This is a genomic window from Sphingobium herbicidovorans, assembly GCF_002080435.1.
Classification (GTDB): Bacteria; Pseudomonadota; Alphaproteobacteria; order Sphingomonadales; family Sphingomonadaceae; genus Sphingobium; species Sphingobium herbicidovorans.
This window is the reverse complement of record NZ_CP020539.1, coordinates 904,115-925,625: the sequence shown is the minus strand read 5'-3', so window position 1 is coordinate 925,625 and position 21,511 is coordinate 904,115. Positions and strand designations below refer to the sequence as shown.

Below are 21,511 nucleotides of genomic sequence, written 5' to 3'. Positions count from 1 at the left end.
TAGCGCGCCGCCGACCCGGCATCATCCGCGCCGCGGAAAGAGGGATCATCTGATGAGCCCCACCCCTTCGTCCAGCGACCCTTTCGGCATGGAACATGAACTACTGCTGGCGGCGCTGCGGCGACGGCTGCGCGCTGCCGGGCTGACGCAGGCCGATGTCGCGAAAAAGCTGGATGTCGGCACCGCCACCGTCAAGCGATGGCTTCACGGACGCGGGCTTGGCCTTCGCACCCTGTCGCAACTCTGCGCGCTCGCAGACACCAGCCTGACCGAGATCGCCGAGGAAGCAGCCGTGCGAGACCGGTCGTCCGACAAGTTGACGCTGGCCCAGGAAAAGGCGCTGACAACCAGTCCCGAACTGTCCACCGTTTTCTTCATCATCATCACCGGCTGGCCCGTGTCCGAGGCAGAGGAAGGGTTCGGGATTCCCGCCGACCATATCGCCCAGCACGTCGAGCGGCTGGAACGACTGGCGCTGATCGATCGCCTGCCCGGCGGTCGGCTGCGCGCCCGGCTGGACCCTGCCCATGTGTGGCAGCGCGAACCCATGCGACGGCATTTCGAACAGCATATGAAGCATTTATTCTTCTCGCTGGACTATGGAGATCCCAACACGATCTTCGGCGTCGAAACGGTGAAATTATCTCCGGTCGGCATCGCCCGCGTGGCAGAACGGATAGAGCGCTTCCGCGCGGAACTTCGCGAAATCGCCCACTCGGATCGCCGCACATCCGCCTTGCCGGGCGAATGGCATGCCATTCTGGCCGTCGCCTGTCCGGTCGCTCCGCTCAAATCGCGCTGACGCCCAATCCCGCTTGACGAAGGGATCATTTCAAGTCACCCTCCAACCAAAGAAGGTAGCCTGACCAGCGATATGATCCGCGGCAGAGCTATTGGGAGAGGATGCAGAAATGGGCTGGCGGCAATGTGCCGCCGATCGATCTGCATCTTGAAGAAGATAATGGCGGAACACCGCCAGCCGTTTGTGATCGAATGCGGAACAACGCATGTGATCGCAGCGGGGGACCGTGCTTTTCCAATGAGCACGGCCCGTATTTGAGGGATGGCATCGCCCGACGAAAGGAAGGGGATTGCCATGCATTCATCGATTGCCGTTGCGTTAGCGGGTATATCGTCGTTCGCCACGACAGCGGCTTTGGCGCAGGATGCCGACCCGGCCCGGCAGGATTCCGTTCAGGGCCAGCTGGCCGATATTATCGTGACGGCGCAGCGCCGCGAGGAAAGCCTGCAAAAGGTGCCCGTGGCGGTGACCGCGATCGGGGCCGAGCAGCTCGACCAGCTACGCGTCACCAACATCCGCAACCTGGCCGGCATTGCGCCCAGCCTTCAGATCAATACGCAGGGCCTGCAATCCAATCCCACGATCATCATCCGCGGCGTGGCGTCGGGCACATCGAACAATGCGGTCGATCCCAAGGTCGGCATCTATCTGGACGGCGTCTATATCGGGCGCACGGTCGGTTCGATCTTTGACCTGTCCGATATTCAGCGGGTGGAAGTGCTGCGCGGCCCACAGGGCACGCTGTTCGGGCGCAATGCGACCAGCGGCGCGATCAGCCTGGTCACCGCCGCCCCCTCTGGCGAGTTCGGGGTGCGCGGCTCGGTTTCCTACGGCAATTATGATGCGAAGCGGGCGAAGATTTCGGTCGATCTGCCCGCCCTGGGTCCGCTGTCGGTCAAGCTGTCCTACCTGCATGACGAGATAGAAGGCGATTACCGCAACCTGCTGGGCGGACAGACGATAGACCTGCGCCAGCGCGACCCGTCATTTGGTGTCCAGCGGATCGCCGATCGGCTGGGCGGGCGCAATGTCGATGGCGTCGGCGTGGCGGCACGGCTGGATCTGGGCGACCTGACCGCCGACTATCGGTTCGACTATACCGATGCGCGCGCGACGGGGCGCGCGATGCAGAGCTTTGGCGTCATCCCCGATGCGTCTGGGCAGTTGCTTTCGCCCATCATCGCCTTTCAGCCGCTCTTTGGCGGAACCACCAATATTTCGACCGATCGCCTGACGACTGTCGCCAACGCCACCAGCACCGAACATGTGGTAACGCAGGGGCACAGCCTGACGCTGACCTATCCCGTAAGCGACGCGATCACCCTCAAGAGCATCAGCGCCTTCCGCAAATTTCGGCAGGATCCGAATGTCTATGATCTCGCCGCGACGGGCGGCCTGCGCTTCACCACGGCGCAGTTGCAGGCGCTGCTTGCCGGAAATGTGGCAGGCATACTCGACCCCGCCAATGCGCCCGGTCCAAACGACTCCATCTTTTCCCTGCTGACGTCGCGATCGACCAGGCAAAAGCAGTTCAGCCAGGAGTTCCAGCTACAACTGACATCCAACGCCTTCGACCTTACGGCGGGGCTGTTCTACTTCCACGAAAACACGCCGGCGACCGACATATTGGGGATTTTCCAGCCGGTGGCGAACGGCGTGGTGGTAGATACATCGACGGTTGGCATCATTCCCGGCCTGCCGGTCGGGCCACTCCCGTTCGACATAAACGGCGATGGCGTCGTCGATGCGGCGGACAGCAATCCATCGCTGGACAGCATCTTTGGCAGCGGCATCACGCGGACGCGGGCGATCAACGACAGCTATGCCGCCTATGGCCAGCTGACGTACCATCTGACCGACACGATCGACCTGACCGGCGGCCTGCGCTACACGATCGACAAGCGGGAAAACCGCATTTTCGCGGTGTCAGGCGGCCAGGGCGGACAGCTGGGCGTCGGTGACTACAAGGTGGATTACAAGAAAGCGACCTGGGCCGCGATCGTCACCTGGCGACCGACCGATCGCGTGACCGCCTATGGCAAGGTATCGACCGGCTACGTCGCGGGCGGCATATTGAGCGGCATCCCTTACAAGCCCGAAACGCTGACCGCCTACGAGCTGGGCCTGAAGGCGCAAAGCTGGGGTAACCGGCTGCGTACCAATATCGCCCTGTTCTACAGCGACTATAAGGATCTTCAGACCCAGAACTTCATCAACGGCCGACAATTCTTCAACAATGCGGGCAAGGCTAGCATCAAGGGGTTCGAGATCGAAGCCGATCTGGTGCCCGTTCGGGGCCTGACGTTGAGCGGCAATCTCAGCTATACCGACTTCGACTATAAAAGCTTTATCCTGAACGGCGCCGAAGTCGCCGACATTGCCCGCACCGTCTTTACCTCGAAATGGCAAGGGCGGGCCTCGGCCCAATATGATAGTCCTGACATGGCGATGGGCGGCCACATATCGGCTCGCGTGGACGCACGTTATCGCAGTCGTGCGCCGTTGGTGTCGACACCTTTCTTCGACCTTGCGGGCAACGTCGCGGACCTTGAACGCTATGCCTTCACCAGATCCTACTGGCTGGTCGATGGCCGGATCGGCTGGATGGACATGCCGCTGGGCAGGGCAAAGGCGTCCCTGTCCCTGTTCGGGCAAAATCTGTTCAACCAGCAATATAATCCCTTCGGATCGCCAGTCCTGCAACTGGTCACCAGCTATGAGCGCGGCCGGACTTATGGTGTCGAGCTTGGGGTAAGTTTCTGAACAATGGAATGAAGAGGAGAGAGATGATGGAAAATGAAATTTCAGCCCGCGTAAGCGACGCGGATTTTGCCTATTATAATGGATCAGGGCCTGGGTTCACGACGGAAAGCTCCGTCCTGATCAGCTCCTCGCCCTATCTCAACCACCCGCAACTGCGCGCCTTGATCGCGCAGGAAATGCTGCGGCGGAACGGGGCGGAGCTGCCGAACACGGCCTATATCCCCGATGTCGTGAAGATATTGATGGAGTTGGAGAACTGGCCACGCATCTTTCAGTTGTTCGAAGAGGAAAAGGCGCGCCTGCCCGAATTCAAGGCGTGGTTGGCCGGCAAAAAGGTTTCACTGTTCACTAACGAAGAACTGGCAGGTGCGGAGCCGGGGACGCTGCGCGCAGTAATCCACGATTTCGTCGTCAACAGCGGCTACAATATGGATCACTTCTTTCAGGGTATGGAGATCAAGACCGATTTCGACTTCTACATGAAGGAGCGCACCCACACGCACGACATCGAACATATGATCACCGGATTTGAAACCAACCATGCCGGAGAGGTCGCACTGCTCGCGGCAAATACACGCGCATTCTATAAATATTTCGTCCCCGAACTGGCATCCTTCTTCAATCGGGTCGGTTCCTATCTGCGCGCCAAGACGATCATGAAAAGCGGCCTATTCTACCCGGAGTCCGTGAAGATCGAGCTGGATGCGGAGGATATTGGCGCGGCGCAGGGCCGCAACTGGAAACATCCGCTGTTCCTCATTCCCTATCGCGACTATCTGGACTGGCAGGTGCAGGATATTCGCGAGGAATTCGGCATCACCAATCCGCCAACGCCGGGCGAATGGGCCTGGACCACCGCGGTCAGCGAAGACCCGAGGCCCAGTCACCAGGGAATGGCGTCGATGGCGGCGGAGTGAGGTCAGGAAAGGGCGCTGCCTTCAAAGGGAAAGCAGCGCCCTTCGGTCCAATGGTCCTGGATAGAGGTGGTCAGGCAGCGGCGAAGTCTATGACCGTCACCGGGTCGCTGCCGTCCCACGCTCGCGCAGCCGCGATGCCCGCCGCGCACATCGCGCGCATGTCCGCGCCGCAGATGAACTCGAACAACTGGCCTGGCTCGCCCGGCACCTGAAGATAGGCGACGCGGGTTGCCGGATTATGGGCGGTGAAGATCACTTCCATGCCGCCCGCGACCGCCGCTTCCACGGCGGCGTCAACGTCATCGACAATACGGGCCAGATGATGAAGACCCAGCAATGGCCGCCCCTCATCATCCCGATAGGGTGACGGGGCGTCGTTCGTCACATGGATGAGTTCGATCTGCATGTTGTCCTGATAAGCCAGGGCTACATCCATGGTCACAATCGTCGGCTCGCCACGATAGACGCCCTCCATCCGCACATTGCGAAAAACGGTCCATGGCCCCACGCCTGAATGCGCGGTCCAACGGGCGATGCTGGCATCAAGATCGCTGACCAATATACCCGTCTGGTCGATCGCACCGAATATGGCCACGCGCTTGCCCCCTTGCCGAACGATAGGGGGAGCGGGCGACCTGTCCGCCCGCTCCCTGCTCTTCCTTATTCCGCGGCCTCAAGGGACGCCATAGCGTCGTTGGCGGCAGCCGTTGGAACCAGATATTCGCCGGGCCGGGCGCCGGTATAGCCCTTGCCGTCGAAGGTCTTGACCCCGTTCACCAGCGTCAGCCGCATCGGCGCGGCCGGACGGGTGAAGCGCCAGGTTGTGCCGCCGTCGCCATCGGGCACGTCGAAGCGCTTTTCCATGTTGCGATATTCAACCTCGTCAAGGTTGAACACGGCGATGTCCGCCCGACGCCCGACCTTGATCTCGCCCGTATCGTGCAGGCCGAAGAAGTTGGCGAGCTTGCCCGTCTTCACATGGATCGCCTGCTCAAGGGTCAACAACCCTTCCCGCACATATTTGGTGAAGAGCAGGATATTCTCTCCACCCCCGCACAGCATCTGCAAATGCGCGCCCGCGTCGGAGATATTGCCGACCGTCTTGGGGTCCAGCATCAGCTGTATGGTCAGGTCCTCATCCTTGGGAAACGGCGCCATATGAACCGTCGATTTGGTGCCGTTCTCAAGTATCCACTGCGCCATTGCGTCCGACCGGTGCAGCCCACGCGCCTCGGCAAAATCCTTCAGCGTACCACCCACAGGCCCCGCGCCATTCTCGCTATCCAGCAGATACAGGTCTTGCGGGTTGTTCATCGGCGAATGCGGCCAGGCTTTCGTGTCCCAGCTTTCCCGCGCCCTCGCCCGCCAGTCTGGATCGCCCAGCAAACGCGCCTTTTCCTCGTGCGTTTCGGCCAGAACGACCTCATGCCAGACATAGTCGTTCGACTGGGCGAAGATCAGCGACTTGACCAGGCTCAGGGTGCTGGTAGGCGACACATGGGCATAGCCCGGCCAGATATCGACGCCGTCGGCCTTCAGCTTCGCCATCGTGTCCTGAAGCTGTGGAAGAATATCCTTCTGGAACTCCAGCGTCGGCACGGCCCCGGCAACCTGGATACGAACCGCCCGCCCCTTCAGCAGACGACCAAGCCGTTCAAGGCTCGCAGGACCCGTCTTGCGCATGAAGGTATCGATGATGACCTGATAGCTGGTGCCGGGATAACGCTCCATCACCGCGAACAGCGCCTCGAACTCGGCATCGTCGGCCAGCAGCGTGGGGATAGCACGATCATCCCCGTCATGGTCATGCAGATTGTCCGACATGCCCAGCGCGCCCGCCGCCAGCGCATCATCCAGCAGTTCAGCCATGCGGGCGATCTCTTCCGCGCTCGCGGCGCGATCCCATGCCTCGACGCCCATGGCGGCAAGGCGCAGGGCGATGTGCCCGACAAAGGCGGAATAATTGGCGGGCAGGCTGATGTTGCGCGCCATCGACGCCTTATATTCCGACCATTTCTCCCAATCCCACGGGACGTTCTGGAGGAAAGGCTTCAACGGAATATCTTCGAAGAAGGAGAAGATTTTGATCATCTCCAATTGAGCGGCCTGCTCTTTCGAAAGCGGCGCGGCGCTGAAGCCGCAATTGCCAAGGATCACCGTAGTCGCACCATTGCCGGGCAACGGGTCCAGATCCGGCTGCCACCACATCGTCGCGTCATAATGGGTGTGGCTTTCAATGAACCCCGGCGTCACATAGCAACCGCTCGCGTCCACCACTTCTTCCCCAGCGGCAGCGGTCAGGCCGGTGCCGATTTCGGCGATCCTGCCTCCTGCCACGCGCACATCGGCGGGGTAGCCGGGCGCACCCGTGCCATCGACCACCGTGCCACCACGGATCAACATGTCCGTCATCTCTCTCTCCTTTTGAGGCTCGTTGTCCCTCGAGGCCAAAGCCATGCATCTGTGTCGCCTGCTTGCCGGGCGATCGTGCTGGAGAAAGGCTATCGCGACCTGTCCGGGCGCCGCAAGTTCGGCTGAGCGCAACTGGCCGACAGGATCATTGCATGATCCTTTCAAGGGCTGGCCGATGATCCCGCGGCCATAGCTGGCCAACGGGTCACAGCGATCAGGACGGGTCGGTCAGCATTGCGCGGATGCGCGTTGCCAGCGCCTCCATCGCGAAGGGCTTCGTGATCATTTCCATCCCCGGTTCAAGGAACCCCGACGCAAGGGCGGCATTTTCCGCGTAACCGGTCATGAACAATATCTTGAGCGAAGGCCGCAGCTCCCTCGCCGCGTCCGCGAGCTGGCGGCCATTCAGGCCCGGCAATCCAATGTCGGTGACAAGAAGGTCGATCTGGCGCTTCGACCGCAGCATATCAAGGCCGCTGTTGCCATCGACCGCCTCCAGTGCGGCATAGCCCAGTTCATGCAATTCCTCCATGATCAGACCACGCACCACCGCCTCATCCTCGACGACCAGCACCACTTCGCCGTCCTCGGCCTGATGAAGGGCGTTCAGTTGCGGGACGCCTTCCTCCTCCTCCGCGCTGCCACGATAGCGGGGCAGATAGAGTTTGAAGGTCGTTCCCTGGCCAACCTCGCTATAGATCTTGGCATAGCCTTCGGACTGCTGCGCAAAGCCGTATATCATCGAAAGTCCCAGGCCCGTGCCCTGGCCGATCGGTTTCGTCGTGAAAAAGGGCTCGAACGCCTTGCTGATTGTGTCGGCGCTCATGCCGATGCCTGTATCGCTGACGCACAGGCAGACATATTGGCCCGGCCGTACGCCCCGTTGTCGCGCGACATAGGCGCGGTCGAGATGGGCGTTGCAGGTCTCTATTGTCAACTTGCCCCCTTCGGGCATCGCATCGCGAGCGTTGATCGCGAGGTTCAGGATTGCGCTTTCCAACTGGTTGGGGTCACACTTGGTGACCCACAGTCCGCCCGCCAGCACCAGTTCCAACTCAATCCGCTCGCCGATGGTGCGGCGAAGCAAGTCCTCCATCGACGCGACGAGGGCGTTGGCCCGGACCGGCTTGGGGTCCAGCGGCTGACGGCGGGAAAATGCCAGCAGCCGGTGCGTCAGGGCAGCGGCGCGATTGGCGGCGGTCGATGCGCCGGTGATGAAGCGATCCAGCTCGTCCAGCCGCCCCTGCGCCACCCGCCGCTGGACGATCTCCAGACTGCCGGTGATACCCTGGAGCAGGTTGTTGAAATCATGCGCTATCCCACCGGTCAGCTGGCCCACGGCCTCCATCTTCTGCGACTGGCGCAAAGCGGCCTCGGCATCGGCCAGGGCGGCAGCGGCCTCGATCTCCGCCGTGATATCGCGGCCGAAGCCATAGAAGGTGTCGTTTTCCGGCACGGTCGTCCACTGGATCGTCCGCTGATCGCCACTTTTGGTGCGCAGGGTCGTGCGATAATCCAGCATCGACGTCCCTGCCCGAAGCGTTTCAACGCGATCATGCCAGTCGGCTTCATCGTCGACCATGAAGTCCGTGCTGCGGCGGCCCACCGTCTCCTCGCGCGACCAGCCAAGCGTCTGGGTCCAGGACGGATTGACGTCCGTGATATAACCATGTGTGTCGGTAACCACCTTCAACACTGGCGACAGGTTCCAGATTCGGTCACGATCGCGCGCAAGATGGCGTTCGTCTGTAATGTCGCGCCCAACGGCATGAATGCGGCCAGCGTCGGGCACAGCCGTCCAGGCAAGCAGGCGATACCCGCCATCTCGCGTGCGATAACGGTTTTCGAAAGACAGGGTGCTGAAACCATTGCCCAGGCTGGCCATTTCCATGTTGGTTCGGTCCAGATCGGCGGGGTGGATGAAATCGTACAGCGATCGCCCAACCATCTCCTCCTCGACCCATCCCAGCATGCGCGTGACCGAAGGGTTGACCGCAGTTACGGCGCCATCCAGCGTGCAGACGAGCAGCAGATCGCGCGAGATGGACCAGAGCCGGTTGCGGTCATCCTGAAGGCGGCGGCTCGCCAGCACCTTTTCCGTCGTTTCGATGACGATCGCGACGACCCCGATTGGCGCACCATCCTCATCCAGCACCGGGGAATATTGCAGGTCGGTCCACAACTGCTTGGGCGTGCCGTCGCGGATCAGCGTCAGTTCCTGGTCCTGATAGGACAGCGCACCGCCTTCGCGGTAGACTTTCTGCATGACATTGGCATTGAAATCGGCGACTTCGTGCCAGCCTTCCAATACGTTGGTGCCCAGCAGGGCGGGATGGCGCGCGCCAGCGAACAGCCGGTAGGCGTCATTATAGATCATGACGCCCTGTTCCCCCCACAGCGTCACAATCGGCACGGGGGATCGCAGCGCGAAGGCCAGCATGCTTCTCATCGCCCCGCACCACCTGTCGATCGGGCCAAGGCCGGTGCGAGACCAGTCGAATTGGGCGATCCGATCGCCCATCTCTCCACCGCCGTTTAGAAAATTATGGAAATTGCCGTCCGCAGTCCGGTCTGAAATCGTCACCCTTTACCCACCCTTTGGACCGGGACATGTTTTAATAGTCCGCAACAGTATCTCCCGCCCGACCGGAACTTCCCACTGCCTGAACGGTTCCGCGCTGTCCGCAGTAATTTGATGTGGGGAAGCGCATGGTTATGCGGCGGGCTGCATATCGAATGGAGGCTCTACGTCCCCTTGCGCCGCGCTGACAGTTCCCTGTTCATGTTCGACCATCAGGTCCACGAATTGCCACCAGGCCAGATCCCTCGGACGCAAGGCCACCAACTGACCATTACGCGGGAGCGCGACCCAGTGGTTTCCGCGCCGCTCAAATTTCCAATGGGGATCGCAGTTCAGCGGAACCTGTTCAAATTCGGCGGGGCCATTCAACTGCTGCGCGGATATCTGTCGAAGCTGGGCGGGAATTTCGCGGTGCACGCCGCCGGGGAATTCGACGAGAACACACATGATTGGCTCCATGCGGGGCCACAAGTCCGCCGCCGCACGATCTAAACGCACGGCAAGTGATTGAGTTCTCGCCTCCGAACGGGCGAGACGCAACTTTTCCAAAAAAAGGCGGGCAGCTGAGCCTTTCCGTCTCCGTTTCAGGTCGGCGCCCCCCATCAAGCGCGTGCATTGCCCTTTGCCATGCGTTCGAGCGCGCCGATCAGGCTGTCGAAACCCAATGAGATGATCTCCTGCCGCTTGATGGTGGGGAGATAATGACGACGTTCAATATCGCAACGCTCCGCCTCGCTCGTTGCCTTTGACGGGTCGTTATCAATGCCGCCTGCGTTCGCCCGATTGCGCCCGGCATGATATTCGATCAGCAGCAGGCCGGTAACCTGCCCCTCGAACCAGGCGTGAACAAGGCTCAATTCCCGCCCCGAATAGCCAAGCCCCTGCAACACCTCAAAACATGTCACGCGGACGTTGGTCCACGCCGGCGAGGCCTGGCTGTTCGTCGCCATGAGCCGGAACGCAACCGGGTTCCGATCGAAAAAATCGTCCAGTTCGTCAAGCCAAGCGCGCAGCCGCTGCTGCCAGGGCACGGCTTGTCGCGGATCGTCGAAATGGAAGCCGGCAAAAACGTCGGCGGCGACCGCATTGAGCAATGCATCGCGATTGGGGAAATAATTATAGACCGACGAACTGGGCACCCGCAGCTTGCGCGCCAGAAGGGCGAAGTTGATCTCTTCAGGCTGCATTTCCGCCAGCATCTCGCGGGTCTTTGCCACGATCAAGGCGGCCGTCAGCTTGGCGGGCCTTCCGCGCCCTGCGCGCAGCGGCGCGGGCGATGCTTCCACATCAGAATCCATACCGCCTTGACCGGCGAAACGGGATATTTGTCAAGCCGCCGATCACCCATTTCATATTTTTGGAAACAGATGCTAAAATAACCTTGTATGCTTTGCGGGCTGGGTACAACAGTTCAGCGTCACCAGCAGCCATAAGGGAGAATGACATATGGCAGAGGGCGTTATGAGCGGCTTCAGCTTCACCAAGCTGATCGTTTCCGATGTGGATAATCTTTACACCTTCTACAACCGGGTCTTCGGCCTGATCGAAAAAGCCCGCGTCCGGCAAGGCGAAGGCGAGCATGAACTTGACGAGATCATCATGGGCGCGGACGTGGAAGGATATTCCCACCCCACGCTGGTCATTCAACGCTTTCCCAATCTCCCCATTCCGAAACCCGGCGAAGTCACGCTGGGTTTTGTCGTCGATGACGTCGACGCCGTCGTGGAAAAGGCCTGGGCCGAAGGCGGCAGCGTATATCGGGCCGCCCATGCGCAACCCAAGCATGGCGTAAAGGTCGCTTTTATCAAGGATAGCGATGGCCATATGATCGAAGTCGTCGAGATGCTCTGATCGTCAAACGGGTCGCCCGATCACGGTTCGGGATCAAAATAAAGGTGGCCGCCCGGAATGTCCGGGCGGCCACCTTTTCACCGCCGCTTAGCGTTCGCCAAAGCTGTAGCGAAGCCTGATGCCGTACATGCGCGGCTCGCCATAGAGCGATGAGAAGATGCCAAGGCCGTTAAAGCTGTTGGCGTTTCCGACACGGTACAGCTTATTCGTCGCGTTGGTGACGAACAGGCTCGCGTCCAGGCCAGTCTGGCTGATGTTCCGCCAGTCGAGCGACATATTCAGCAAGCCATAGGCTTCCAGCATCGATCCCGGCTCGAAACTCGGGTCACCCGTGGGCGAAGTATGCTGTTTGGAGAAGTGCGAATAGCTGATGAGGTAGGACAGCTCGCCCATATCATCGTCCATCGGCAGCTTGGCGGTTGCACGGATATTGTAGATGTAAGGCGTCACGAACTGGAACGGCAGGCAGCTTGCGTCCACCGTGCCGCCGAAGGGAACGACCGCGAAGCCGCCGCCTGGAAGGCAGGTGCGATCCGCACCCAGCGAAGTGAACTGGAACTTCTTGTAATCGGCATCGGTGTGGCTGAACGTGCCGCCGATCTCCAGCCCCTCGAACGGACGGATCGACGCTTCTGCCTCAACCCCCTGGATAGTGGCGGTTGCCGACAGGATCTTTGCGCCGCCTGCGAAGGTCGTCAGGTTGAAGTCGGAACCAGGACGCTGGATATTCTTATAGTCCGAATAGAAATAGGTCACGTTCAGACGTCCAGGCACTGAACCAACACGCCAGTCCGATTTGAAACCGGCTTCATAGCTGGTGAGCTTTTCCGGTTCGAAGGTACGAAACTCTTCGTTCACGGCAACCGAATTGAAACCGCCAGCCTTGTAGCCGCGCGTGACCTTGCCGTAGACCATCACGCCTGACAACGGCTTGTAATCCAGACCGACGGTCCAGGTGGGCGCCTTTGTCTTGAGCGTTGCGTCATAGCGGCAATCCGCAGGGCTCGGACGCGGCACAGGGCCCAACACCGAACAGATCACCGTACCATCTGCCAGTGGCGACCATGAAGCGTTGAAGCCCTTTACCGTGTCCCAGGTGTACCGATAGCCAGCGGTCAGGCGCAGGCTTGCCAGCGCAGGGGAAAATGCGCCGAAATCCAACGTCCCCTGGCCATAGAGGGCGCGGGATTTGTTCGTCACGCCGCTCAATGCGCGACTGCCCGCGCAAGTGATCGGATTGCCGGTATTGATCGGCGAACAGAACTGGACAGCCGCACCCTGCCATACGCCCACCGGTTTCGTGTCGATATAGAAGCCGCCGACAGCATAGGTGAGGTGGTTGTCCAGGGCATTGCCCTGCAATTGCAGTTCTTCGGTGATCTGTTTCAGATGGTCGCGCGGGGCTGTAAGTTTGACCTCATTATTATAACCGGCGACCGGGATGCCGAATTCGTCGGTCAGGCCCGGAACAGGAAAGTCCGGGAAATCGGCGCTCTGTGACGTCTGATATCCCTGTAGCGGGGTGCCGTCATTATCGTTGCCATAGTCGGATTTCAGCTCTTGATAACTGATGATGTTACGCAACGTCAGCGTGTCGCTCAGTTCCAGATCCGTCGTGTTGATTGCGCCCCAGGCGTCGATGTTGGAATAGCCGTCAACGTCGTTGCGGGTTTTCCGAGGCCCGATCTGCTGCGATATTTCGGTCTGACGATTATATATCTCCGCACAGCCCGGTGTCGTGAGGCAGACGCCGCCCGGACCCGTCACCAGCCCGCCGATACGGAAACCACGGTTGATATAGCCCGCACCGTTGTTCCGTGACTTGGAACCATAGACCATCAGATTGTTGGTCAAACGCTCGGTCGGGGTAGCCAGGATGCTGACGCGCCCGGTGTACCAATGCTGATTGTCGCGATCCTTGTCCCAGACGATATCCTGAGTGTAGCCCGTACGGTCATAATAGGCGCCGGCAACGCGGATGGCGAGCTTGTCCTGGATGATGGGAAGGTTAAACGCCCCCTCTATATTCACCAGGTCATAATTGCCGTAGGAACCCTGAATATAGCCTTCGACATGATCCGTAGAGGGCTTGTGCGCAGACAGCAGCACTGCGCCGCCCGTGGTGTTGCGCCCGAACAGCGTGCCCTGCGGACCCGATAGAACCTGCACATTCTCCAGATCGACGAATTGGCCGGGGCCGCCCTGCAGGCTGAGGCTGATCGACGCCACCAGCGGCACTTCGTTCAGATAGGTCGCCACCGATGGCAGCGCGAGGAAACCGGTCGATTGTCCGCGGATGGAGAAGCTCTGCACGTCGCGGCTTGCCTGCCCCTGCGTACCTACGACGAGCGAGGGGACATTACCGTACAGCTTCTGCGGCTCGGTGATGTTCAATTCCCTCAACCGCTCCGGCGAGAAGGCGCTGATGACGATCGGCACGTCCTGCGATCGTTCGGCGCGGCGCTGGGCGGTCACGATGATGTCGCTGATCTGCGGGCCCTGCGCTGGCTCGGCCTGCGGCGCGGTCTGCGCCTGCGCCGGAGTCATCGCACCAAGAAATGCGGCGCTCGCCATCAGCGTAGCCGCATAGCCCCTTTTGAAACTATCCATCCTCTCTCCTCCTCATTTATGAATGAGCTTTAAATTTTGTTTGAAGATCGGGTCCGGAGGTTCTGGCGGTTGATCCGCCCGGTTTATTAGCCCCTTCACCCTCCCATACGCTTTCGCGTAGGCGGATCATGCCACAACAGCTGGGTCTCCATGCATGTCATCCGATCTATTCCGCATATGCGGAGCAACCATCGCATTGCGTTTCGAATGCCCGATCGCAGGGAGCCGGATCGCAGGGAAAGCGCGATGCAAGGGGATATGGCCAAAGCCGGGGCCTCCCGTTACGGTACGCCCATGACCGGACCCGTTCAGCGAACCATCAGCGAACCTTCTTCCCCACGGACGAGCAAAGGCCAAAGGACCGCCGACATGTTGCTCGATACCGCCGAGCTGTTATTTGCTCAGCAAGGCTACGAAGCGACCGCGCTACGCGACATAGCCGCAGCGGCCAGCATCCAGCAGCCCGGGCTCTACAAGCATTTCGAAAGCAAGGATGCGCTGTACCGCTGCGTTCTCCAAAGGGCCCTGCAACCGCTGGCGGACGAAATGGAAGCGACGATCGACCAATCGCCGCAAGACGCGTCCTTTCCTGTTCTGGCGGGCAAGATGGTCGATGTGTTGGCGCAGCATCCCAACGTACCGATGCTGCTGATCCGCTCCCTGCTGTCGCCGCCCACGGATCGGGACGAAATCGGCATGGCCTGGGTCGAGCGGCTTGCCGACTATGGACGCCGCCTGACCCGGACGACGGCGTTCGAACCATCGACCGAAGACCTGACGTTGCAGATCATCGCCATCTTCAACCTCCTGTTCGGCTATTTCTGGGCCGCCCCGCTGGCGCGGCAATTGTCGGGCGTCGATCCATTGTCCCCTGCCTTGATCGAACGGCAGAAGATGCTGCTCGGAGAGTTCATCCGCGCCTTGGAAAACAGGCCGCAGCCCGCTGAATGACGGCGATGGGGACGTGTTTCACATAGCGCGCTGCCCCACCCGACGAGCGCGCGCCTTGTTTCCCGGACACGAATCCCTAAACTGCCGTCCTTCGCTTGCCAAGCGTTCGCATGTACGGCGAATGACCCTGTCCCGCCCTATCCCGGAGTTATATTCCAGCCGATGTCAGCCACCCGCCTTTCCAGCGCCGGTCGTCGCGCCTCCATCATTGCGGCGGCAAAGGCGGTTTTCGCCCGTCATGGGATGGAAGGCGCGCGCACCCAGCAGATTGCGCGCGCGGCAGGCATTTCCGAAGCGCTGCTGTTCCGTCATTTCCCCAGCAAGACACATATTTATCGTGCCGTGCTACGGGAAGTCATCGCCGACCAGAACGCCACCTTCCGTTCGCACGGCGCAGCCGAACCGAGTACAGAAGGATTGCTGGAGGTTCTCCGCCGAACGATCAGCTATGCGATGCTTGGAATGGGTGCTCCCAATGCCGAAGGGATGCGCATGGTCGTGGGCAGCCTTGCCGCTGACGGCGGCTATGCGCGCCTGGTGTATCGCCGCGCCCTCCGTCTGGCCCGCCCGGACCTGGAAAAGGCGCTGGAAGCAGCGCGCGCGGACGGCGGCATTACCGGGCAGATGATTTCGGCGACCAACGCGGCGGCCTTTATAGAAAATGTCAGCACGATGATGATGATGGCCCGCTGCCATGACCGGATCGCCATCCCCTATGACGAGGATGATGATCTCACCCTGCGCGAAGCGATAGTCTTTTGCGCTCGTGGGATCGGCATCGCCGACGCGCGGGTCGCGCGCTTTCTGGAACAGATGGACCGCGATCAGCAGGGAGACCGGTGATCGACCGGCCTGCCCGCAGCTTCAGCCGTTCGGGCGCAGGTGGCGCAGAAAATGTTCGCTCATCGCGCTGATGGCTTCCCTCGCTTCGGGCAGGTGAAGCATATACCAGTGCGCATGCGGCATCGCTTCGAACACGAACAGGTCGGCCTGCGCGCCAGCACGGCGCAGGGCGCGGTGAAAGTTCGCCGTGGCGCTCAAAACCGCATCGCGCGTGCCGCTCATCAGCAGTGTCGGCGGGAAACGGGAAAGGTCGCCATGGATCGGTGACACTTCCGGGCTTTTCGGGTCCGCCCCGCCCAGATAGGCGCGTATCTCGCTGATCTCATGATCGCTGGGCAGGACCAGATCGCCCCAGAAACCCATCAGCGTAAAGATCCTGGCCGTATCGCCCAGATCGCTCAGGTCACCGCCAGCGGTAAAGATGCCGCAGCATGCGGGCAACGGCAGGCCTTCGCGCTCCAGCCGCATGATCGTCTGACCGGTCAGGAAGCCGCCCGCCGATGTGCCGTAGATGCCGATCTGATCGGAAAGATGATAGTCCAGCATTGTGCGATAGACGGCGACCACATCATCGACCGCCGCCGGATAGGGATGTTCGGGCGCGAGCCGATAGTCCACGGCGATCACCGCGACTTTGGCCTGATGGGCGATCGGGATCGCTTCGACGAGAGATCCCGATCCCATCACAAATCCCCCGCCATGCAGGTTCATCAGGGTCAGGCCCTTATTTTCCTCCGGCATGTCATGCGGCTTCACCATGTGGCAACGCACGCCCGCAATCTCGATTTCCTGCACCTCGACGGGATATTGCTGGAGCGCTGCTTCCCCGCCCAGCCTCATCTGTTCGTCCACAAAGTCGCGAAGCGCCCACATGGGCAGCCGTTCCGCTTCTGGATCAGGGGGCTGCACCCAGGGCGGCGTCGCGAGGAATTGCTGCGCCTCTGCGCTCACTGTCCGCGGCACCGGCACGATCGCCCCGCCCAGCCGAACCGATCCATCTGCGTCGATCTGATAGGTCATGACGTCCGCTCCGGCGATCAGACAGGCACGGCCCGCGCATTCACCTGCCGTCCAGAGCGCGCGAGTGCCAGGAAGATGAGCATCATGAGGATGCAGCCGCCGATGATGATCATGACCACGGGCAGGTAACCATCCACCATGTCGCGCAGCACGCCTGCCAGCGGCGGCAGGAAAAAGGTCAGCGGCAACGTCACGAGACCGAACAGGCCGATGGCGCGGGCCAGGGATGCCTGGCCGAACAGACGGGCAGACAACATGTTCACCGCAGGAAAGACGCCCGCCCCGCCCGCGCCCAGCATCAACGTCGACAGCGCCATCAGGGGGAAGGAAGTCGTACCCAGCAGCGCCAGCCAGCTGACAGCCAATCCGGCCGCAATCATCGCCAGGGCAATGGGCGCACCGAACCGTCCACAAAGAAAGCCGATGGCAAGCGAACCGATCACCGCTGCTGCACCCATGATGGACAGCAGGCCCGCCGCCGCGCTCGCCGCCACGCCGCGCTCGGCAAGGAAGGCAACCAGATGCGAAACGCCGGTAATGCCCACGGCGTTCAGATAACCTGCGCCCAGGCACATCACCCAAAAGGCGGGGCTGCGCAGCAGGGTTCGCGCGGGCGCCATTGCGCCGCCGCCATGGCCGTGCCCTTCGCCCGGCTGACCTGCCGCGCCCTCAGGCGCATCCGACACACCCAGGATGATGGGCAACAACGCCACATGCAGGCCCGCCAGCGTCAGATAGAAAGCGACCAGCCCGTGATCGCGGATCAGGATCAGCCCGACCATCGGCAACAGGGCGACGAACAACGGCATGTTGGCCACGCCCAGCGCCGGTCCGGGATTGTGCCGGAACCAGTTGCTGGCAAGCACGCTGGAGGGAAATGGGCCAAACATGGCCAGGCCGACACCGATCGGCAGGGCGTATAGCAGCAGCACTATCGGCATGCTGGGCGCGATCGCCAGAAGCGCGTATCCCGCGCCTGAAATCAAGGTGCCGATCATCATCGTCCAACGCAGTCCGATGCGCCCGATCAGCGTGGCGACAAGCGGACTGACAAGGCCAAGCACGAGCACGCACAGCGCCAGGGCCAGGGTCGTGGTCCCGCGACTGGCGCCATACATTTGCTGTAGCGGCAGGACGGAAACGCCAAACCCGCCAAATGCGGATCCCACGGCCACATTCTGCGCCAGAAAGGCGCGGAAAACCATCATCCGCGCCCGTCCGACATCGCCACCGCCCGCAGAGCCGGCAACGGCTGCTCCTGTCATGCCATTCATTCACCGTCTCCTGCTGCGCCTGGCGAGGGCGCGTTTCAGCCTTGTTCCGAAGCGCCACCAGACCATTGGCTTGTCATCTGGACCAGTTCTATTCGCGTTCCATCCGGGTCCGCGCAAAACATGAGTTTTCCATAGCCCAGATCCGACAATGTCGCGTCCAGCCTGCTCCCGCCAAATTCCACAATGCGGGCGGCTACCTGTTCCAGATCGTCCACCACAAAGCACAGATGCACACGCCCCGGCAGGTTGGCCGGGCGAGGATCAGCCACGCCAGCGGGCACGCGATTCTCGACCGTCCACAATTCCATCCGCATGCCCTGTTCGTGCCGGATGAACTGTGTGCGGACCGTAGCGCCGGGTATTTCCAGCAATGGCCCCGGCGCATCGCTGCTTCCACTTTCCTGCGGTTCAAAGCCAAGCCCGTCGACATAGAAGCGCGTCGCCAGCGCGATGTCGGCGACATAAATGCCGAAATGGGGAAAGCTCTTGATCATGTCATCCTAACCAGCGAACCAAATGGCTGCATCTGCACCTGCAATGCGTCGTTCGAACCCGAATCGATTTTCTGTTTCTGCTATCGCTATTCCGGGTTCAGTTCTGAAATGCGCAGGGATTCGACGCAAGCGGGAATTAACAACGTCAGGTGCATTCGTGGGGGAAGCGGAAGATTCCTCCCGCCGCATAATCAGAAAGGCCGATGGCTCGCGCAGCCACCGGCCTTCCTTTACGATACCGGGCAGGCGAGCTGTCCGGTCGGCTCATCAACCCCCGCCGAAAGTATATTTGACGCGCAGGCCATACATGCGCGGTTCGCCATAGAGCGTCGCCCAGTACAGCAGGCCACCAGCCTGATAGACGTCCGCATTCGAGATGCGATAGGTCTTGTTCACAAGATTGGTCGCGAAAAGACCGAGATCGAAGCCTGATCCGCCCACCTTGCGCCAGTCCAGCGAAACTGACAGCAGACCGAAGGCTTCAAGTACCGCACCTGGCTGCTGGCTGGGAAGCTGCACTGCTTCGGTATTCTGCTTCGAAGTATGCGAATAATTTGCATACAGCGCCAGCGTGCCCATGTCGTTGGCGAGCGGCTGTTCGGCCGACACATGGAAGCTCCAGATGTACGGCGCGACATACTGGAAATCGAGACAGGAGGCGTCGGCCGTGCCGCCCGCCGGAACAAAGCCGTTGCAGGCCAGCGCGCCGGTGGGCGTGACATAGTCGAACTTCTTGTACTTGGCATCCGTGTAGCTGAAGTTGCCGCCGACCTCCACGCCGGGGAACGGACGGACCGAGGTTTCGATTTCTATGCCGTTGATCCGGGCATCCGCATTGAGCGTACGCGCGCCACCTGCCGTTGTCGTCGGATTATAGTCACCAGTCGCGCGCTGAATGCCCTTATAATCCGTCGAATAGCCAGCGATGTTGAACCGGAGGGGCACTGATCCCAGGCGGAAATCGGACTTCATGCCGATTTCATAGGAAGTGACCTTTTCCGGCAGGAAGGTGCGTGTGTCAGGATCGGTGCCCTGGCCGAAATAGACGGCATAGTTGTTGAAGCCGCCCGCCTTGTAGCTGCGACTGACCTTGCCGTAGAGCAGGATGTTGGACGACACCTTGTAATCCAGACCCACCAGCCAGGACGGCGAACTGGTGCGCTGCGATCCTTCAAAACGGCAATCCTCGACCGCCGTGGCTTCAGGGACGTCCAGATTATCCTTGCCGCAACGGACCTGGCCGGGGTTGGGGCTGGTATAGTTGAACTGGGTGGCAAATCCGTACACATGGTCCCAGGTCTGACGATAGCCGCCGGTCAGGCGCAGCCCGTCCAGAGCGGGCGACAGGGCGGCAAAATCAAGCGTAGCCTGCCCGTACAGCGCCTTGGACACAGTGCTTGTGCCATATTGCGACTGCGAGGCCGTGCAAAGACCTGTCGTCACAGCAGGGCAGTAAAGGACCGCGCGGGAACCCTGGAGGCCGTCCGGTCGCTGGTCATAATAGAAACCGCCGACCGTCCAGTTGAGATTGCCGTCGAGCATGGTGCCCTGCAACTGCAATTCTTCTGTCCATACGCGCAGATTGTCGCGCGGCAGTTCGGTCGCGCCCGTGCTGTTCAGATAGGTGACGGGAAAGTTCGTCCCCGGCAGCGTCACGACGCCCGGAGCCGGCAAGCGGCCGGGGTCCACATCGTGCTGCTGAAGCACGGTTGCGTCGCCGTCATAGCGATAGCCGACCTTCATCTTCTGATAGCTGACGATGTTCCGCAGCGTGATTTCGTCCGACAGTTCGATGTCGGTCGTGTTGCTGACGCCCCAGGTTTCGGTTTTGCTGAACGTATCCGTTGAGAAGGCCGTCTTGCGCGGCCCCAGCGCGTCTGCCTGAGCCGTGGTCGCCCGATAGACGTCGCACGAATAACCGCCCACCACGCCGACCGGCAGATTTGCACACAGGCCAAGGTCGGCCAAACCGCCGGGACTGTCGATATTGAATCCGCGATGGATCAGGCCCGCGCCGTTATTCTTCGAATAGGAACCATACACCATGGTATAGTTGGTGATGGTTTCGGTCGGCCTGAACAGGATGCCGACGCGGCCCGAATACCAATGCTCATTGTCGCGATCCTTGTTCCACACGACGTCACGCGTATAGCCGTCGCGGTCATGGTAGGCGCCGACCACACGCACGGCGAGCTTCTCGTTCACCGGCAGGTTGATTGCGCCTTCCAGATATTTGCGGTCATAATTGCCATATTCGCCCTTCACCCAGCCACCGAAGCTGTCAGTGGGCTTCTTGGGGACCAGCAACACCGCGCCTCCTGTCGTGTTGCGGCCGAACAGCGTACCCTGCGGGCCTGCAAGCACCTGCATATTTTCAAGATCGACGAAATTGCCGGGGCCGCCCTGCTGGCTGAGCGTGATGCCGGAAGGCAGCGGGATTTCGTTCAGATAGACGACGACACCCGGCGAAGCCTGAAACGTCGCGCCCTGGCCACGCAGCGTGAAAGAGTTTGAATCGCGCGAACCCTGACCATTGGGACCAACGACGAGCGACGGGACGCTGGCCTGCAGATCCTGCTCCTTGTTGATGCCCTGTTGCTCCAGCCGCTGGGGCGAAATGGCCGTGATCGAGATTGGAACATCCTGCCCGCGCTCCTCGCGGCGGTTGGCCGTCACGATGATCTCGGCCATGCTGACCGGTTCGGCCGATTGTTCGGCCGACTGCGCCGATGCCACCGGAGCCAGCAATGTCATGGCGGCCATGCCAGACAGCAAGGCGGTGCCACCACGCAGGATATGGCGTAATTCGATAGTTTTCATGTCTCTCTCCCAAAGAATGCCGACTTTTGCGCCGGTTTTTATGCTTATTGGATATAGGGGGGCAGCGCCCTTGCAACGCTAGTCATGGGAACGCAGATCGACTGTCTGTCGCAATCGCGAATTCCACCCCTCTCTTCAACCGCTGCCGATTGGCATATTGAGAAATCACGGCT

The 21,511-nt window shown here is 60.9% G+C and carries 16 protein-coding genes; 6 read left to right on the top strand and 10 right to left on the bottom strand.

Annotated elements, in window-relative coordinates:
* Positions 1-52 precede the first annotated feature (52 nt).
* The 3 genes from B6S01_RS18935 (at position 53) to B6S01_RS18925 (ending at position 4,482) form a co-directional block, all read left to right on the top strand.
* The gene (locus B6S01_RS18935) at positions 53-802 is read left to right on the top strand and encodes a helix-turn-helix domain-containing protein (RefSeq protein ID WP_037469470.1); all 750 of its coding nucleotides are present in this window, start codon (positions 53-55) and stop codon (positions 800-802) included.
* Between the two features lie 294 nt (positions 803-1,096).
* Positions 1,097-3,565, top strand: coding sequence for a TonB-dependent receptor (locus B6S01_RS18930; RefSeq protein ID WP_037469587.1), 2,469 nt, complete (start codon positions 1,097-1,099; stop codon positions 3,563-3,565).
* 23 nt (positions 3,566-3,588) lie between these two features.
* Entirely contained in the window at positions 3,589-4,482 is an 894-nt protein-coding gene (locus tag B6S01_RS18925) for a hypothetical protein (RefSeq protein WP_234810800.1), read from the top strand.
* A gap of 70 nt (positions 4,483-4,552) precedes the next feature.
* Here B6S01_RS18925 and B6S01_RS18920 read toward each other — a convergent pair whose 3' ends face one another.
* The 5 genes from B6S01_RS18920 to B6S01_RS18900 all read right to left on the bottom strand — a co-directional run bounded on the left by B6S01_RS18920 (position 4,553) and on the right by B6S01_RS18900 (position 10,773).
* Positions 4,553-5,077: a VOC family protein gene (locus B6S01_RS18920; RefSeq protein WP_037469466.1), complete on the bottom strand. Its 525-nt coding sequence runs from the start codon at positions 5,075-5,077 to the stop codon at positions 4,553-4,555.
* A gap of 65 nt (positions 5,078-5,142) precedes the next feature.
* Complete coding sequence (locus B6S01_RS18915) at positions 5,143-6,894, bottom strand: N-acyl-D-amino-acid deacylase family protein (protein ID WP_037469463.1); 1,752 nt, start codon at positions 6,892-6,894, stop codon at positions 5,143-5,145.
* 214 nt (positions 6,895-7,108) lie between these two features.
* Entirely contained in the window at positions 7,109-9,415 is a 2,307-nt protein-coding gene (locus B6S01_RS18910) for a PAS domain S-box protein (protein WP_051908654.1), read from the bottom strand.
* A 192-nt stretch (positions 9,416-9,607) separates the two neighbouring features.
* Positions 9,608-10,078, bottom strand: coding sequence for a hypothetical protein (locus B6S01_RS21795; RefSeq protein ID WP_169802855.1), 471 nt, complete (start codon positions 10,076-10,078; stop codon positions 9,608-9,610).
* Positions 10,078-10,773: a TetR/AcrR family transcriptional regulator gene (locus B6S01_RS18900; protein ID WP_037469459.1), complete on the bottom strand. Its 696-nt coding sequence runs from the start codon at positions 10,771-10,773 to the stop codon at positions 10,078-10,080. The genes B6S01_RS21795 and B6S01_RS18900 overlap by 1 nt, the downstream gene beginning before the upstream one ends.
* Positions 10,774-10,921: 148 nt before the next feature.
* Between B6S01_RS18900 and B6S01_RS18895 the strand changes: the two genes are divergently transcribed.
* Complete coding sequence (locus B6S01_RS18895) at positions 10,922-11,326, top strand: VOC family protein (protein WP_081570560.1); 405 nt, start codon at positions 10,922-10,924, stop codon at positions 11,324-11,326.
* A gap of 87 nt (positions 11,327-11,413) precedes the next feature.
* Here B6S01_RS18895 and B6S01_RS18890 read toward each other — a convergent pair whose 3' ends face one another.
* Positions 11,414-13,936, bottom strand: coding sequence for a TonB-dependent receptor (locus B6S01_RS18890; RefSeq protein ID WP_037469451.1), 2,523 nt, complete (start codon positions 13,934-13,936; stop codon positions 11,414-11,416).
* A gap of 369 nt (positions 13,937-14,305) precedes the next feature.
* On the opposite strand from B6S01_RS18890, the gene B6S01_RS18885 reads away from it, so the two are divergent.
* Complete coding sequence (locus B6S01_RS18885) at positions 14,306-14,887, top strand: TetR/AcrR family transcriptional regulator (protein WP_051908653.1); 582 nt, start codon at positions 14,306-14,308, stop codon at positions 14,885-14,887.
* Positions 14,888-15,049: 162 nt separating this feature from the next.
* Positions 15,050-15,730 carry a TetR/AcrR family transcriptional regulator gene (locus tag B6S01_RS18880; protein WP_037469449.1) on the top strand — a complete coding sequence of 227 codons (681 nt, stop codon included), beginning with the start codon at positions 15,050-15,052 and terminating at the stop codon, positions 15,728-15,730.
* A 21-nt stretch (positions 15,731-15,751) separates the two neighbouring features.
* On the opposite strand, the gene B6S01_RS18875 is transcribed toward B6S01_RS18880, so the two are convergent.
* The 4 genes from B6S01_RS18875 to B6S01_RS18860 form a co-directional block, all read right to left on the bottom strand.
* Positions 15,752-16,750 carry an alpha/beta hydrolase fold domain-containing protein gene (locus B6S01_RS18875; protein WP_051908651.1) on the bottom strand — a complete coding sequence of 333 codons (999 nt, stop codon included), beginning with the start codon at positions 16,748-16,750 and terminating at the stop codon, positions 15,752-15,754.
* Between the two features lie 17 nt (positions 16,751-16,767).
* Positions 16,768-18,024 carry an MFS transporter gene (locus B6S01_RS18870; RefSeq protein ID WP_094182659.1) on the bottom strand — a complete coding sequence of 419 codons (1,257 nt, stop codon included), beginning with the start codon at positions 18,022-18,024 and terminating at the stop codon, positions 16,768-16,770.
* A 35-nt stretch (positions 18,025-18,059) separates the two neighbouring features.
* Positions 18,060-18,518 (bottom strand): VOC family protein, encoded by a 459-nt coding sequence (locus B6S01_RS18865; protein ID WP_051908648.1) that lies wholly within the window; start codon positions 18,516-18,518, stop codon positions 18,060-18,062.
* A 267-nt stretch (positions 18,519-18,785) separates the two neighbouring features.
* Positions 18,786-21,338, bottom strand: coding sequence for a TonB-dependent receptor (locus tag B6S01_RS18860; protein ID WP_037469442.1), 2,553 nt, complete (start codon positions 21,336-21,338; stop codon positions 18,786-18,788).
* Positions 21,339-21,511 lie beyond the last annotated feature (173 nt).